This window comes from Cryptosporangium minutisporangium (assembly GCF_039536245.1).
Taxonomy (GTDB): Bacteria; Actinomycetota; Actinomycetes; order Mycobacteriales; family Cryptosporangiaceae; genus Cryptosporangium; species Cryptosporangium minutisporangium.
This window is the reverse complement of the sequence record NZ_BAAAYN010000037.1, coordinates 20,023-35,094: the sequence shown is the minus strand read 5'-3', so window position 1 is coordinate 35,094 and position 15,072 is coordinate 20,023. Positions and strand designations below refer to the sequence as shown.

13 protein-coding genes are annotated in these 15,072 nt (G+C 70.3%); 3 read left to right on the top strand and 10 right to left on the bottom strand.

Going from position 1 to position 15,072, the window contains the following annotated elements; all coding sequences use genetic code 11:
* Window positions 1-37 precede the first annotated feature (37 nt).
* From ABEB28_RS26790 to ABEB28_RS26775, 4 genes are all read right to left on the bottom strand, one after another.
* A complete protein-coding gene (locus tag ABEB28_RS26790; RefSeq protein ID WP_345730983.1) occupies window positions 38-1,144 on the bottom strand; it encodes a hypothetical protein in 1,107 nt (368 codons plus the stop codon).
* Complete coding sequence (locus tag ABEB28_RS26785; protein ID WP_345730982.1) at window positions 1,141-1,683, bottom strand: SigE family RNA polymerase sigma factor; 543 nt, start codon at window positions 1,681-1,683, stop codon at window positions 1,141-1,143. Before ABEB28_RS26785 ends, ABEB28_RS26790 begins: the two co-directional genes overlap by 4 nt.
* A gap of 91 nt (window positions 1,684-1,774) precedes the next feature.
* Window positions 1,775-2,722, bottom strand: a complete 948-nt coding sequence (locus ABEB28_RS26780) for a DUF4352 domain-containing protein (RefSeq protein ID WP_345730981.1) — start codon at window positions 2,720-2,722, stop codon at window positions 1,775-1,777.
* 154 nt (window positions 2,723-2,876) lie between these two features.
* A complete protein-coding gene (locus ABEB28_RS26775) occupies window positions 2,877-4,079 on the bottom strand; it encodes a PucR family transcriptional regulator (RefSeq protein ID WP_345730980.1) in 1,203 nt (400 codons plus the stop codon).
* A 214-nt stretch (window positions 4,080-4,293) separates the two neighbouring features.
* On the opposite strand from ABEB28_RS26775, the gene ABEB28_RS26770 reads away from it, so the two are divergent.
* On the top strand, window positions 4,294-5,148 hold the full coding sequence (locus ABEB28_RS26770) for an SGNH/GDSL hydrolase family protein (RefSeq protein ID WP_345730979.1): 855 nt from the start codon (window positions 4,294-4,296) through the stop codon (window positions 5,146-5,148).
* Window positions 5,149-5,207: 59 nt separating this feature from the next.
* On the opposite strand, the gene ABEB28_RS26765 is transcribed toward ABEB28_RS26770, so the two are convergent.
* Complete coding sequence (locus tag ABEB28_RS26765; RefSeq protein WP_345730978.1) at window positions 5,208-5,882, bottom strand: response regulator; 675 nt, start codon at window positions 5,880-5,882, stop codon at window positions 5,208-5,210.
* On the bottom strand, window positions 5,879-7,237 hold the full coding sequence (locus ABEB28_RS26760) for a sensor histidine kinase (RefSeq protein ID WP_345730977.1): 1,359 nt from the start codon (window positions 7,235-7,237) through the stop codon (window positions 5,879-5,881). Before ABEB28_RS26760 ends, ABEB28_RS26765 begins: the two co-directional genes overlap by 4 nt.
* Window positions 7,238-7,368: 131 nt before the next feature.
* Between ABEB28_RS26760 and ABEB28_RS26755 the strand changes: the two genes are divergently transcribed.
* Window positions 7,369-8,046 carry a DedA family protein gene (locus ABEB28_RS26755; protein WP_345730976.1) on the top strand — a complete coding sequence of 226 codons (678 nt, stop codon included), beginning with the start codon at window positions 7,369-7,371 and terminating at the stop codon, window positions 8,044-8,046.
* Window positions 8,047-8,273: 227 nt separating this feature from the next.
* On the opposite strand, the gene ABEB28_RS26750 is transcribed toward ABEB28_RS26755, so the two are convergent.
* The 4 genes from ABEB28_RS26750 to ABEB28_RS26735 all read right to left on the bottom strand — a co-directional run bounded on the left by ABEB28_RS26750 (window position 8,274) and on the right by ABEB28_RS26735 (window position 13,269).
* Window positions 8,274-9,659 carry a hypothetical protein gene (locus ABEB28_RS26750; RefSeq protein ID WP_345730975.1) on the bottom strand — a complete coding sequence of 462 codons (1,386 nt, stop codon included), beginning with the start codon at window positions 9,657-9,659 and terminating at the stop codon, window positions 8,274-8,276.
* A gap of 182 nt (window positions 9,660-9,841) precedes the next feature.
* A complete protein-coding gene (locus ABEB28_RS26745) occupies window positions 9,842-10,927 on the bottom strand; it encodes a HAMP domain-containing sensor histidine kinase (protein WP_345730974.1) in 1,086 nt (361 codons plus the stop codon).
* The gene (locus ABEB28_RS26740; protein ID WP_345730973.1) at window positions 10,914-11,594 is read right to left on the bottom strand and encodes a response regulator transcription factor; all 681 of its coding nucleotides are present in this window, start codon (window positions 11,592-11,594) and stop codon (window positions 10,914-10,916) included. Before ABEB28_RS26740 ends, ABEB28_RS26745 begins: the two co-directional genes overlap by 14 nt.
* A 4-nt stretch (window positions 11,595-11,598) precedes the next feature.
* Window positions 11,599-13,269 (bottom strand): serine hydrolase domain-containing protein, encoded by a 1,671-nt coding sequence (locus tag ABEB28_RS26735; RefSeq protein ID WP_345730972.1) that lies wholly within the window; start codon window positions 13,267-13,269, stop codon window positions 11,599-11,601.
* Window positions 13,270-13,931: 662 nt separating this feature from the next.
* Here ABEB28_RS26735 and ABEB28_RS26730 point away from each other — a divergent pair.
* The gene (locus tag ABEB28_RS26730; protein ID WP_345730971.1) at window positions 13,932-15,047 is read left to right on the top strand and encodes an epoxide hydrolase family protein; all 1,116 of its coding nucleotides are present in this window, start codon (window positions 13,932-13,934) and stop codon (window positions 15,045-15,047) included.
* The last annotated feature ends 25 nt before the right edge of the window (window positions 15,048-15,072 follow it).

The following is a 15,072-nucleotide window of genomic DNA, read 5'->3' as shown; positions in this document are numbered from 1 at the left end:
AGCTCGGCGGGGCGCCGGACACGGCGCCCCGCCCCGCTCACCGGTGGGCGGGCTTGAAGTCCGCGCCCGGTGTGATGCCGGAGGCGAACGTCATCAGCTCGGCGTCGCTCATCGTCTTCGGCACGAGCACTACCGCGATCTGCCCGTCGGCGTACCGCACCACCGCGCTCTTCCAGAGCCTCTGACCACTCTCTTTCCGGATGATCGTCCGGTCCTCCACCCGCACGGTCTGCAGCACCGGATCCCGGGGTGCGTAGCCGGAGAAGCCTTCGACGGCGTCCGGGGAGCCGAGGTAGATCATGATCGGCGTGAGGCTCTTCTGTCCGGAGTCGTCGACCCTCCACTGCTCCTCCGCCGGCGGCCCGGACGTGAGGACGAACCCGATGGTGGCCCCGAACCACTCGGAGTACCGGCTGAAGGCCATCTGCAGCCCGTCGGCGTCCGCCACGTCCAGCAGGTCCGGGACCCGACGCTCGCGGTCGACCAGGTTGTCCGCGATCCGGAGCAGGTCGTCGCGCGTCAGACCGAGGGACTTCGTCCCGCCGGCGAGGTGCGCATAGACGCGGATCCACTGGCCGGATTTCCGCTCGAACGTGATGGACTCGGTGGCGCCGTCGGCGTCCGGTGGGACCGTGCCGTACGGGGCGGCCCCGACCGGGTGCGGTGGCACCGAGTACGTCGTCGCGGTGACCCCGTTGACCTCCACGGTGCCGGTCTCACCAGTGCCGCGGATCTCCGGGATCTTGGTGGAGGAGACGGTCAGCTCGATCTCGGTGGGCGCCGACTTGTTGGAGGCCGTGAGCCGCCAGCTGTCGGACGCGACCAGAGCCGCTTCGAGGTTGTCGTACCCGGTCGGCAGCCAGCCGAAGTCGACCGGCGAGGGCGGAGCGCTGTCCGCCGGACGGGGTGGCGAGGCCGGGACGAGCCGGTCCGTAGCCTCGTTGTCCACGCGCCACGGTGCGATGGCCCAGAGCACACCGGCGCTCGCGAGTAGCACCACAGCGGCGAAGGCACTGACGAGTACCTTCCGCCGGCGCTTCCGGCGATCGCGCGCCAGCACGGCGTCGGCCAGATCGGAGCGGGCGGAGACGCCGGAGGCCCAGTCGACCATCACGTCCCGCAGGAGCTTCTCGGTGTCGTTCATCGGGCGCGCCCCCTCGAAGACGTCTCGGCCGTGCTCGTCGATTCCTGCGAAGGCAACTGCCCACGTAAGCGGGCCAGCCCTCGGCTGGCGTGGGCACGGACGGTGATGGGCGAGCAGCCGATGAGCTCGCCGATCGACGTGTCGTCGAGGTCTTCGTAGAAGCGCAGGACGAGGACGGCACGCTGCTGCCGGGGTAGGGCGGTGAGCGCGTTCCGGAGCGCATCCCGCTCGGCGTAGCGTTCCGCGTGGTCGCTGCCCGGGAGCGGCGTGTCGGGGGCGACCGCCGACGGCATCTCCGCCGACGAGCGGAGCCGCCGCCAGGACAGGTACTGCCGCAGGATCGCCTTCCGGACGTACTTGCTGATCGCCTCCGGGCGTTCGAGTTTGGTCCAGCGCCGGTGAACACGCATCAGGGCTTCCTGAAGCATGTCCTCGGCGAGGTGGTAGTTGCCGGTCAGCAGAAACGCGAAGCGCAGCAGCGCGGTGCCGTGTGCTGCCGCGAAGGCGTCGAAACCGGCCCGGTCAGGTGTGCTCGGCACCCTGGGCCCCTTCCCTGTTGTGGTCCACGTACCCCACACGGGCGAGCCCACCGAATCCGTGTAACTACAGCGGCATCCAGATCACAGAGGATCAGCTGAGTGCCACGACGACCCCGCTGCTACCGAAGTCCGCGTAGAGCTGAACCTTGGCGGCTTTCTGGTCCTTCGGGATGTCCCAAGCCAGAACCATGTCCTCGCTACTGCCCGGGTTGACCTTGCTCAAGAACTTCGAGGTGTCGTCCGGATTCGCCGAAACGGTCGCTCCGGTGTCCGCCTCGTACTTCTGCCCCGAGTCGGTGATCAGGTCGCTGGTTCCCGCCACCACCAGCGAGATCGCCTCGTTGCCGACGTTCTTCAGGCTGGCCTCGATCAGGCAGAACTGACCCTTCGGGGTCTTCTTGGCGTACTCGCCCACCTCGGTGACGCCACACTTCACGGACTTCACCGTGTACTCGGCGTCCCCGTCGCGAACCGGCTGGTTCAGCGAGCCTTCGGACCCGGGGGCCGGCTGGTTGCCGCTGGGCTGGGGGTCATCGGGGACCCCGCTGGTGACGGCGGGCGGGGAGAAGCTGTAGTCGGGCGTCGCGGTGTCGTCCGAATCGCTGAGGCTGAACACGATCGCGCCGATCACCCCGAAGACCAAGCAGACGGCGACGACGGCGCCGACGATGATCAGCGCGATCTTGCCGCCGGACGACTTCTTCGGCGGCTGCCCGAACGGCGGTTGTCCGAACGGTGCCTGGGGCGGCTGACCGTACGGCGCCTGGCCGTAGGGCTGCTGACCGTACGGCGCCTGGCCGTACGGCGCCTGCCCGTACGGGGGCTGGCCAGGAGCCTGCTGACCGTACGACGGCGGGGGCGGTAAGGGCCCGGTACCGGACGGCCCGGCACCGTAGGGGCCCGGGTCGTACGGTCCCGCACCGGGCGCTCCGGGATCGGACGGTCCGGAGCCGGACGAGCCGGACGAGCCGGACGAGCCGGCGCCGGACGACGGCGCGGGAGTGCCGTACGGCTGCTGCGGGTCGGGAGGGTACGTCATGGCTAGCGACGGTACCGGGGCCCAGCGGCCCGTCGCTCGCTCTGCGTCGAGACTCTCAGTAAGTGGCCTCGGCGCGGCAGGCCGAGGACGCCTGTGTTGTCCGCGGCTATCGCGTCGTGTCCCAAAAATCTTGTGCCGTGATCCAACGACGCGGTCAGGCGTGATGCTGCTGAGCGGTGAGCGCCGCGCGCAGGAGCAGCATGTCCGGACCGGGTGTGGTGTCCAGGCCGGTCAGGGCCGTGATCTTGCGTAGCCGGTAGTCGACGGTGTTGGGATGCACACGCAGATCGGTGCCGGTACGGCGACGGTCGAGGTCGCAGGCGAAGTAGGCGCGGAGCGTGCCGAGCAGCTCCGGACGCTCGGCGAGAGGAGCAAGTAGGACGGCGAGTTGGTCGCGGGCGGGTCCGGGACGGCTGAGCTGATACTCCAGCAGCACGTCGGTGAGCCGATGGACGCCCGGGCCGCGGCCCACGGCGGTGGCCACCTCCCGAACCTCGGTGGCGAGGCGTGCGGCGGCCGCAACACCGCTGGGTTCGGCGGCGACCACGCCGACGGTCAGTTCGGCCCCGCAGTGCCGACGGAGCTTCTCCACATCGCCGGCGAGCCGCAGCCACTCGCTCTCGGGTAACGAGTCGGGTTCACCGGCGATGGGTAGCAGCACCAGGCCACCGGCGGTGGAAAGCCTGGTCAGAGCCGCGCCGCGACTGACGTGCTGCAGTTCGGTGCTGAGCCGTCGCAGCTTGCGGCGGCCCGCGATCAGGGGATCGACGCCGGGAGTCGTCTCGTCGGGATGGGCGGCGATGTCGATGCTGAGCACCAGGTAGCCGGCGGGGAGCGTGGCGCCCGCGCGATCGGCGGCTTCGGCAGCGGGCTTCCCGTCCAACAGCGCGGCGAGCAAGGTTTGCTGCGCGCCACGCTCTGCGCTGTCCGAGGCGCTGAGGTGTTGCGCGTACCCGGCGAGCACCGCCCCCGTCACCGGCCGCAGGTAGGCCAGCAGCAGTCGGCACAACGCTGGCAGCGAGGCGATCCCTCGGTGATCGGTCTGGCGGGTGAGCTCGTCGAGCACGTACTGGGCGCCCAGGAAGTACGCGTCGATCACGGCCTCGAGCGGTATCCCCTCCTCCGCGCGGCGGGTCGCCGACTCGCGAAGGGCAAGAACGTCGTCGTCGGTGGGGAGCACGCCGTCGCGGAGAAAGCGTGCGAACGCTCGGAGCGAGCGCTGGACGACACCGGCGATGTCCCGTCGGAGCTCCTCCGACGGGAGCGATGCGTAGACGGGCAGGCGGTCCACCAACTCCGCGACGACGGCGGGGGTGAGCGCCGGGATCGAGCGGGTCAGCCACTGGTCAGCGCTCACGCCGCCGACGGTGAGCGCAACCGGGCTGTTGTTCGGCGTCACAACGAACCTCCCGAAAAGCTGGAGTCGGTGGGGAAGCGCCCCGGCGCGCACGGCCAGATGATGAACCCGCCCGAATTTACCGGCCAGTAATACGCGGTGACCTGGTTTTTCAGCGTCGGTCGCAGCAGCGACCGCGCCGAGCCGTCGTGTCCGCTGGCAGAACGGAGTCCGCATGAAGGTCGGCAGGCGCACCGTCGCGCTCCTGCTCAGCCTGGCCAGCGCCACGGTGCTGGCCACTGTTCCGATGGCCGCGTCAGCGGCCCCACCGAAGCCACTGAAGTACGTGGCGCTCGGCGACTCGTACGCCGCCGCGCCACTGGTGCCGCCCGCCGACGTGACGAACCTGGCGTGTCTGCGGTCGCTCGCCAACTACCCGCACGTGGCCGCCAAGACGCTCGGTGCGCGGCTGACCGACGTGACCTGCTCGGGCGCGAAGGTCGGCGACCTCAGCGGGTTCCAGCTCCTCACCGTCCCGCAGCTGTGGGCGGTACCCGCGGACGCCGACGTCATCAGCATCACGATGGGAGGTAACGACGTCGACCTCGTCTCCATCGCGTTGTCCTGCATCAACCTGCTGCCGGAACCGCGAGGCAAGTCCTGCGCGGACAAGTACACCGCCGGTGGCGTGGACCAGGTCGAGCAGAAGATCACCGCGTGGGCCCCCGAGTTCGGTGCCGCGCTCGACACGATCCGCAAGCGGGCTCCCAAGGCCCGCATCGTCGTCGTCGGCTACGGCCAGTACATCCGCGCCGGCGGATGCCCGGGCACCCAGCCGATCTGGGCCAGGGACGCGGACTATCTGCAGGCCAAGGTCGTCAGCCTCAACGCCGTCCTCCGCGACCAGGCAGTCGCCCGCGGCGCCACCTACCTCGACACCACTGCGCTCACCGCCGGCCACGACGTCTGCGCCGCCCCGGCCGACCGCTACATCGAGGGCCTCATCCCCGCTTCGGCGGCCACCCCGATCCACCCCAACGCTGCCGGCTCCAAAGTCATCGGCACGGCTCTGGCCGACGTCATCCGCTGACACAGCCCCTGCCGCCCCGACGCGACGGACGGTTCCCACGACCGTTCCGCCGCGTCGGGTCAGGACTGACTGCCGGGCGTGACGAGGCCGGTTTCGTACCCGAAGACCACGGCCTGGACTCGATCACGCAGGTCCAGTTTCTGCAGGATCCGGCTGACATGCGTCTTGGTGGTCTGCTCCGAGATGTACAGCGCGGCGGCGATCTCGCCGTTCGACTTGCCGAACGCCATCAGGCGCAGCACCTCTCGCTCACGGGCGGTGAGCCCGTTGAGTGCGGTGGCGCCGGTCAGCTGCCGCGGCCTCGTCTCGACGAAGTTCTCGATGAGCCGACGGGTGATGCTCGGCGCCAGCAACGCCTCGCCACCGGCTACCACGCGCACGGCCCGGATCAGGTCGTCGGGCTCGCTGTCCTTGAGGATGAAGCCGCTGGCGCCCGCCTCCAGCGCGGCATAGATGTAGTCGTCCAGGTCGAACGTGGTCAGCATCAACACCCGCGGCGTGTGCCCCTCGGTGCTCTGCGGTCCGAGCAGGGCCCTCGTCGCGGCCAGTCCGTCGAGGACCGGCATCCGGACGTCCATCAGCACGACGTCGGGGCGCAGGCGACGCGATCGTTCGACGCCGAGCTGCCCGTTCTCCGCCTCGCCGACGACCGTGACGTCGTCCTGCGACTCCAAGATCGCGCGGATCCCCATCCGGATCATCGACTGGTCGTCCACGATCAGCGCGCGGATCACTCGTGGTCTCCCATCGGCAGCCGCGCCACGACCCGGTAGCCACCCTCGTCGCGCACGCCGGTCTCCACTGTTCCGCCGACCAACCGGACCCGCTCCCGCATTCCCGACAGCCCGTGGCTGGTCCGGCCGGGCGCCTCCATGGGCTGAGCCGGCTTCGTCGCCGCATCGTTCACGACCGACAGAACAAGATCAGAGCCCTCAATATTCAGATCGATCACCGTGGGGGCTCCTGGTGCGTGCCGGATCACGTTGCTCAGCGACTCCTGGATGATGCGGTAAGCGGTCAAGGCGACGGCCTCCGGCAGCGCGGATGCCCGCACGGCGTCGGCTTCGCGCACCTCGACCGGCACGCCCGCGCGCCCCGCCGACTCGACCAGTTCCGCCAGCCGGTCCAGATCGGGCACTGGCGCGAGGGCGGCGTCCGTGCTCTCGTCCCGCAGCACGGCCAGCAGTTGCCGCATTTCCCGCATCGTCGACCGGGCGCCGGCGGCGATGCGCGCGAACTCGGCTTTCGCCTCCGGGTCCAGGCTCTTGATCCGGTACGACGCCGAGGTGGCCTGCATGTGGATCACCGACATGCTGTGCGCGACGACGTCGTGCAACTCGCGTGCGATCCGGGTGCGTTCCTCGGCGACCGCCCGCTGACTCTGCTCGAGTTCGACGTCGCGCCGCGCGTCGGCGAGCTCCTTACCGATCGCCCGCCAGCGGCGAGTAGTCAGCACGGCACCGACTGCGAGGGAGGAGAAGATCAGGTAGAGGATCGTCATCGTCAGCCCGTCCGTGATGGTCCGGCCACGCGGATCGAGCAGCACGACGACGATGAGCAACAGCGCGCTCGCCGACCAGGTTTCCAGTGCCCTGCGCCGGGTGGTACGAGCGGCAATCAGGCCCACGTGCGCGATCAGCGTGAACATGCCGGTCACCGTGAGCGGCCAGGGCGCCGCCGCCGTGTCGGGCGGGATGGCCACGGAGAAGACCGTGACGGCCAGGAACTGCACGGCCGTCGCCGTCCACGGCCGGACCATGATCAGGATCAAAGCGACGCTCTGCCCGATGCCGGCCACCAGGGCGATCAGTGGCAGCACGTCGAACTGCTCGGCGGCGAGCGCGACGTTGAGAGGGAGGAGCGCAAGCGCGAGGAAGCCCGCGACCAGCCACGGCAAGAGCCACGAGAACGCCGGGTTGTGCTCGCCGATGACGGCGGCGACCGGCCTCGAGCTGCCGATCCTCGCGACGGCCCGCCCGGCGAGGTAGCGAAGCCGCGTCAGCGCGTGTAGGCCGACGCGCAGCCACCGCAGCAGACGCCTGAGCACCGGCGGAACGTTCTCCTGATTCCATCCCGAGCGCTCCGTCACGCGGCGACCCTACCCAGGCCAACCGCGGGTCACGTCCAACCAGCGAGGGAGACGACCCCCTACGCGGGAGCGACCCGCAACGGCACCGGAGATCGACGCCGTGGGCGGTACCCCGCGCCCACGCTCGGCCCATGGATCTGATGCCTCTGGTCGCGCCGCTGATGACGTCGCCGCTGCTCTACCCGCTACTGGTGGGCGTGAGCACGCTGGACGGCGTGCTCCCGATGATCCCCTCCGAGGCGGCGATCCTGGCGGCCGGCGTCTTCGCTCACGGCGGCACGCCGAGCCTGTGGATCGTCGTCGTGGCCGCCGCCCTGGGGATCTTCCTCGGCGACCACCTCGCGTACGGCCTCAGCCGCAGCGTCTTCGGCCCCCGGCTGATCAGTCGCTTCACCCACGTCAGCCGGGCCGTCGCTGCGGCGAGCCGGCAACTCGACCGCCGACCCACCCTGTTGATCGTGACCTCCCGATTCCTGCCGGGTGGCCGCGTGACGATGAACGCCGCCTGCGGCACGGCCCGGGTACCGCTGTCCCGGTTCACCCCGGCCTCGGCGATCGCGGCGCTGGCCTGGGCGGCGTACACCGCAGGGCTCGGCTTCCTGGGCGGTGCGGCGTTCGTCGAGAGCCCCGTGCTCGGCCTCGCCCTCGGCCTCGGCCTGTCGTTCGTCATCGGGGGCATCGCCGAGCTGGTCCGGCGCCGGTCCGCCCGCCGCGAGGTCCGACCGGAGGATTCCCCCGTTGCCGGCCGAGGCCTCACGCCGCCGCACGGCCCGACGCCCGGTCGGGTTCGGGAGGGTGCTTGCCACTAGCGTCGCGGACAGGCACTCGCGATCAGTGGCCTAAGCCTGCTGATCGCTCTGGCCCCGCTCGCGACGGGTCTGCTGTCCAGGCTCCGGGTACCGCAGGTGGTCATCCTCATCGTGGGCCCGTTCGGGCCAGCACCGCTGGCTCGTGGGGAGCGCTCGGCCCGACTGAACCTGCCGTAGCGTCGGGCTCCACTCCCGGCGGGTTCGTTACCGGAGGCGTCCGAAGCCGGTCAGCACGGTTCTCCGGTGTCGAACGTGTCGAGGCAGGTCCAGCCCAACCGCATGGTGGCGACCGGCGTCTTGCCCGGCGGCGTGACGCTGGCGTTGGCCACGTAGCTGAACGCGATCTTGCCGTCGCTGGTGTTCAGCTCGGGATGGATGACCGGCGCATAACACCCAGAGGCACATTTCCCGGCGGGGAGAAGACCGCTACCGGCGACCGGGTCGAAGACGCCGCTGCTGTCGGCCAGTCGGACCGCGGCCACCTCGTCGTTGGCGAAGACCGCGTACGTGACGAACAGGTAGCCACCGATGCTCGCCACCGACGGCGACCCGGAGACCCGCGTCAGGGGATCACTGCCCGCCTTGATGACTGGCTTGGGAAGCGGCATCGTGCCGCAGGTGACGTAGGGGGTCGGCGCACAGCCGCTGCTGGGCAGCGCCTGCCAGGCGTCATCGGTGTTGGCCGAGGACGCCCCCTCGGTGCGGTAGGCCCAGTTGGCGGCGGTGGCGATTCGGGTCAGCGAGCCGGACAGGTTCGCGGAGTCGACCAGCAGACGCGCCTGGGTGCAGTCGGAGTTCTGCCCGCAGGCCAGCAGGTTGAGGTACTTCTGGTTGCTGCTGGGCCCGTCCGACAGGTAGGCACCGGCGCCGTAGGTGTAACCGGGCTTGTTCACGGCCCAGGCGTGGTCCCGCCACGTCCCCGGCTGGAACAGGGCGTTGCCCAGTGTGGTCGCGTGCGGCGGAGCGTCCGGGCTGTACGCGTCCCAGACGTACCGCGCCGCACCGCCGGTCTTGAACAGGTACTCGAGGTTCGGGTCGGCTGTCGTCGGCAAGTGGACGCAGAAGTCCTGATAGAACACGACCGCGGTCTCCCGCCGGGCGTCGGAATCCGGCATCCGGACCAGGCCGTTCGGCCAGCGCGCCTGGTAGTAGTAGTTGGCCGGTTTGCCGCTCGGAGCGGGGCAGGCGGGCCGGGCGCCGTCGGTGATGAACTCGGTGAAGTACGACGGAACCCCGTTGACGTACGCCACTTCGACGGGCATCGGCGGCACGGCCGGCACCGAGCCAGGCGTCACCGGCGGCACCAGCGACGCGGTGTTCGTCTTGAAGTACTGCATCTTGGCGCCGGTGTTGGCGTTCCAGGCGTCCGTGTCGCCGAACGTCCACAGATCCCGGGTGACGGTCTGGCCGGCCGAGTTCGTACCGGTCAGTCGCGCACTGAAGCCCGCATCGCGGTTCGTGTAGTAGGGCGTGTTGCCGTGACCGGGATCGACGGCCCTGATCACGCCGAGATCGGTGGTCTGACCGACTTCGCAGGCCGCGAGGCCGCCGGCCGTGAGGACAGCGGCTAGTGCGGCTGCGGTCAGCCGTCGCGTCCGCCGAGAGATGCTCATGCGCGCCCCTGAAGGTGTTCGGGGACCAGTGGATCGGCCAGCCCGCCGGTTCCGATGCGATCGGGCATCAGAGTGGCTGAGGGCAACGGGTGGGACAACCGATCTGGAAGCATCTACCCGAATTGGTATCCGTTCCCGTTTCGCGACGTTGAGTGGGCACTGCGGTCTCGTGGTCGCCGACGTCACTCAGCGGTGCGGGGAAGCGCCAGGCGGAATGCGCAGCCGTCGCCGGTCGGCCCCGGTGACTGCAGCGAGAGGCTGCCCCCATGTGCGAGCGCCACCTGACGCGCGATCGGCAGGCCGAGGCCGGCGCCTGCCGGGTCGCGGTGGCCGCGCCAGAACCGCTCGAAGACGCGGCTCTTCTGGTCGGCGGGGATGCCGGGGCCGTGATCGGTGACGACGACGGCCACGTCCGTGTCGGTGACCTCGACCACGACCTCCACGTCCGAGCCGTCCGGTGTGTACCGGATGGCGTTGTCGACCAGGTTGGCGATCGCCCGCCGTACCGTCGGCGCGTCCACCGGACACGCCGCCGTGGGTGGCCCGGTGACGGTCAGCTCCCCCGGCTCGGCCAGCACCCTCGCGTCGGCGACCACCTCTGCGACGAGAGCCATCACGTCAGTGGGCCGGCGGTCGAGGACGCGGGCGCGCCCACGAGCGTCCACCAGCAGACCATCGATCGTGGCCTGGAGTCGGATCGCCGCTCCGCGCGAGCGCCGCAATCCCTGCTGGTACACCTCGATCGTCGGGTCGGGGTGGGCGAGCAGCACCTCGGCGTTGGTCAGCAGGACCGCCAGCGGCATGCGGAGTTCGTGGCTGGCCTCCTCGATGAGTCGCCGTTGGGTGTCGGCCGACTGCTCCAACCGGCCGAGCATCGCGTCGAAACTCGCCGCCAGCGACACCACCTCGGTCGGGCCGTGGTCGAGCGCGATGCGCCGACCGAGATCGGTCCCCTGGATGTCCTCGGCGACCGCCCGGATCCGCTCGATCGGACGCACCGCGCGGCCGGCCCACCACCACGCCAGGACGGCCGCCACCGGGGCGAGACCGACGACGGTCCAGGTCACCGACGCGGATCGCTGGACCGAGGTGACCATGACGGGCTCCGCGCCGCCGGTGACGGTCGCGGTCGTGTCGATGTCGGTCGCCAGCACCACGCCGAAGAGCAGCAGTACCGGGACGTAGCCGGCGAGGAATCCGAGCACCGCGAGTCGTACCCGCAGCGACCGCCAGATCCGGTGCGGACCGGCCCGCTCACCGGGGCTCATGCTCGGCCCTCAACTGGTAGCCCACCCCGGTGACGGTGACGATGAGCGGCGGATCGCCGAGCTTGCGGCGTAACCGGCTGAGGATCACCCGGACCGAGGCGGTGAACGGGTTGGCGTGGGCGTCCCATACGTGCTCCAGCAGGTCTTCGGCGGAGAGCACCACGCCGGGATGGTGCATGAAGTAGCGGAGCAGGGAGAACTCGCGGGCGGTCAGGTCGAGGCCGCGACCCGCTCGCCACGCCTGGTGGGTCGCGAGATCGACGGTGAGCTCGCCGACCCGCAGCGTCGCCCCCTGCTCGTTCCCTCGGCGGCCCAGCGCCCGCAACCGGGCCACCAACTCGGCGAAGTGGAACGGCTTGACCAGGTAGTCGTCGGCGCCGGCGTCGAGACCGGCGACCCGGTCGGCCACCGCGTCCCGAGCGGTGAGCACCAGCGTGCGCCGCGGCCGGTGCAGGTCCGGGTCGTGCGAAACCCGGCGGACCAGGTCGAGTCCGTTGCCGTCGGGCAGCCCCAGGTCGAAGCAGGCGACGTCGTACGGCGTCGCCCGGAGCAACTCCTCGGCGTCGGCGTAGGTGCCGGCCACGTCGACCGCGTACGACTCGTTGCGCAGGCCGAGCGCGGTGATCTCAGCGAGGTCCGGATCGTCCTCGACGAACAGAATGCGCATGCTGTCAGCCGGTCCGCCGCGCGACCGTGGTGCCGCGCGGGGTGGTGACGGTCATCCGGTCGTCGGCGAACTCGACGGTCACCTCGGGCCCCGTGCCGGTCGGGTCGTCCGGCCGGTAGCGGCCCGCCCCGGACGGGACGAGTGCCAGTGACGGCGATTCGGTCGGAACCTCGACCGCGGCGATGCCGCCCTCCTTGTCGACGGAGAACCAACCGAGAACTGATCGCGATCGGGTACTGATCGTCACGTAGGTGCGGATGTCGTTGTCGTGGAACACCGTGCCGGCCAGTGCGAGGTCGGTGATCGGCCCGTAGGTGGACTCGAACAACGTGCGCTCCTTGCGCCCGTCGGACGACTCGCCTCGCAGTACCGCCAGCACCCGGCGCTCGTGGTCGCGGATGTCCTCGGCGGAGAGTCCGCGTGGTGGCAGGGCCGCGACGACGGCGTCGACCCCGCGCGCCGCCATCACCAGGCGGTTGCCGCTCGCACTCACGTCGAGTGAACCTCCGGTGGGCAGGCGGTAGGTCCCGACCCTAGCTGCCGTGTCGGCGTCGGCGGGCGGGGCGCCGGGCGTCGGCAGCCGATGCCCGGCGACCAGCGCCGGCGCCAGCGCCTCCACGAGCTTCCCGGCCGGCAGCCGCGACTTGTTGGACATCACGACGATCGCCTGCTGTCGCTCCGGTAGCCACACGACGACCGCGTTGTGGCCGACGTCGCCCCCGCCGCCGGACGCCGTGAGGAACGGCTTGCCGTAGACCGACGCGTCGATGGCCCCCCAGCCGGGGGTCTCCGCCTGGCCATCACCGAGGTCCTGCACTGGGGTGCTGATCGCCCGGACCGACTCGGACGACAGCAGCCGACCGGTGAACAGTGCGTGGGTCCAGGCGGCCAGGTCGCGGGCCGTCATGGCGAGCCCGCCGTTGCCGTCCACCGCCCAGTGCGGCCCGGCGAACTTGCCGGCGTGACCGGGAGCGCCCTTCTCGGAGTAGCCGACGGCTCGGGGCCCTGGCGCCGCCGGCTCGCCGTCCCAGAAGCCACCTGCCACCTTCCCGCCCGGCAGCGTCAGGATGTTCCTCGCGGTGTAGTCCCGGTAACTCGAACCCGACACCTTCTCGATGAGAAGTGCGAGCAGCGTGTACCCGGCGTTCGAGTACAGATAGTCGGTGCCGGGGGGGAACGCGAGTTCCAGCCGGCTGATCGCGGTGATGGCCGCGTCGCGGGAGAGCGGTTGGTGGTCTTCGCTGTGCGATCCATTCAGGCCGCTGGTGTGCAGGAGCAGTTGCTTGACCGTCACGTCGGCCACCGGCCCGGTCAACTCGGGCAGTAGCCGGCCGACCCGGTCGTCGAGCGACAGTTTCCCGGCGTCGACGAGGTGGAAGATCGTCGCGGCGGTGAGCGACTTGGTGACCGAGCCGATGCTGAACACCGTGTCAGGAGTGTTGGGGGTCCCGGCGCTGTCGTTCGCCGTACCGAAGCCGGCGAGGCAGTCGAATCGACCCCTGGTCGAGATGGCCACCGTCCCGCTGAAGCCGGCTCGTGTCCAGGCGCTGAACGCTTCGTGGAGTCCGGCGTCGCATTGCCCGGTGCTGGCGCGCGGCGTGGGCTCGGGGTCGGTGTCGTCGGTACAGGCGGTCAGCGTTGCGATCAGGAGTACTGCCACGAGGAGCGTGCGCATGGGGGCACGCTAGGAATCGCGCTGCGAACGGGATGTAAACGAAGCCACTCCGAGGCAGTTCGCGCACCGACGGTCGCGGCCGAAGACCGCCAGCAATCACTCGTCGATCGACGTTGGCTTGGCGAATGTCGTCCTCCACCGCGTCTTCGACCGACGCTTCGCGTCCTGCCGTCCGCAAGTCGTCGAAGCGCGGCTGGCCGCTGCGGGCCACCCTGATCGCCGTGCCGCCGCGATCGCCTACGCCACTGCGCTGCTCCCCACGTTCGGCACCGCACCGATCGGCGCGTTGGGTGCTGCTCTCCGTGGGGTGTCGCCTACGGCGCCGTGCCGATCTGCTCGCAGTCATGGTTCGCCGCCGCGGGCGCTAGCGAGCCGCGTCCGTCCTGTTCACGGCGTCGTTCCAGGCCAGCCTCGGCGCGGTCTTCGGCGGCGCGGTGGTCGACGCGACGTCACCGTCGACGCTCATGGTGGTCCTCGGCTCGGGCATCGCACTGCTCGTCGCGCTCGTGGCGGCGATGTCGCCGAATCCAGCTGACGTCGGCGAGGCCGCGTGAACCAATGGAGCCGCCACAGAAAGCGGAATGCTTTGTTCCGTTCCAGGCGATGACGTGTTAGGGTTGGAGGGAACAAAGCGTTCCGTTCCAATTCGCAGGGAGCTCGCAGTGACCGAGATCCGCCCCTTCCGCATCGACGTCTCCGACACCGACCTGGCTGACCTGCGCGACCGCCTCAACCGCGCCCGCTGGACCCCGGAGATCCCCGGTCAGGGCTGGCGGCGCGGCGTTCCGGTCGAGTACCTGCGCGGGCTGGCCGCCTACTGGGCGAACGAGTTCGACTGGCGCGCCGCCGAAGCGAAGCTCAACGAGCTGCCCCAGTTCCTCACGGAGGTCGACGGGCAGACGCTGCACTTCGCGCACGTCCGATCCACCAATCCGGACGCCACTCCGCTGCTGATCACCCACGACTGGCCGGCGTCGTTCGTCCTCTACTTACCGGTCGTCGAGGCGCTTCGGGCCGACTTCCACCTCGTGCTGATGAGCAACCCGGGCATCGGCTACTCCGGGCCGCTGACCGGGCCGGGCTGGAACACGCCGAAGACCGCCGCGGCTTTTCACGAGATCATGGCCCGTCTGGGCTACGAGCGGTACGGCGTGCAGGGCACCGGCGGCGGCGGCGCGACGGCTGTCGAGATGGGCCGGCAGACCCCCGAGAAGGTGATCGGGGTGCACGTCAACGGGCACATCACCTTCCCCTCCGACGACCCCGGCGACTTCGCCGGGCTCACCGACGCCGAGCAGGACCGGCTGCGTCGCCTGCAGGAATTCCGCGACGACAAGATGGGATTCAACGTCATCCAGTCGACCCGGCCGCAGACCTTGGCGTTCGGGCTGCACGACTCGCCCGTGGGACAGCTCGCCTGGATAGTGGAGAAGTTCCAGGAGTGGACCGACCCGTCGGCCGAGCTGCCCGAGGACGCCGTGGACCGCGATCTGCTGCTCACCAATGTGAGCCTGTACTGGTTCACCGGGACGGCCGGCTCTTCGGCGAATCTGTACTGGGAAGCCGCGCACGACCCGACCGCCTGGGCGCCGAAGCCGAAGTCGGAGGTGCCGCTCGGCGTCGCCCTGGGCGTCACCGACATCACTATCCGGCGGTTCGCCGAGCGGGAGGCGACGGTCACCCACTGGACCGAGCTGCCGGCCGGCGGCAACTTCCTCCCGGCCGAGCAGCCCGAGCTGTTCAGCGACGACGTGCGGACGTTCTTCCGCACCCAGTAAGGACCATCAGTCAGGAGGCCGCCGG

Coding starts and splice junctions, on each gene's coding strand:
- ABEB28_RS26790 (WP_345730983.1), bottom strand. CDS start 1,144: ATGAACGACACCGAGAAGCTCCTGCGGGACGTGATGGTCGACTGGGCC.
- ABEB28_RS26780 (WP_345730981.1), bottom strand. CDS start 2,722: ATGACGTACCCTCCCGACCCGCAGCAGCCGTACGGCACTCCCGCGCCG.
- ABEB28_RS26770 (WP_345730979.1), top strand. CDS start 4,294: ATGAAGGTCGGCAGGCGCACCGTCGCGCTCCTGCTCAGCCTGGCCAGC.
- ABEB28_RS26755 (WP_345730976.1), top strand. CDS start 7,369: ATGGATCTGATGCCTCTGGTCGCGCCGCTGATGACGTCGCCGCTGCTC.
- ABEB28_RS26750 (WP_345730975.1), bottom strand. CDS start 9,659: ATGAGCATCTCTCGGCGGACGCGACGGCTGACCGCAGCCGCACTAGCC.
- ABEB28_RS26745 (WP_345730974.1), bottom strand. CDS start 10,927: ATGAGCCCCGGTGAGCGGGCCGGTCCGCACCGGATCTGGCGGTCGCTG.
- ABEB28_RS26740 (WP_345730973.1), bottom strand. CDS start 11,594: ATGCGCATTCTGTTCGTCGAGGACGATCCGGACCTCGCTGAGATCACC.
- ABEB28_RS26735 (WP_345730972.1), bottom strand. CDS start 13,269: ATGCGCACGCTCCTCGTGGCAGTACTCCTGATCGCAACGCTGACCGCC.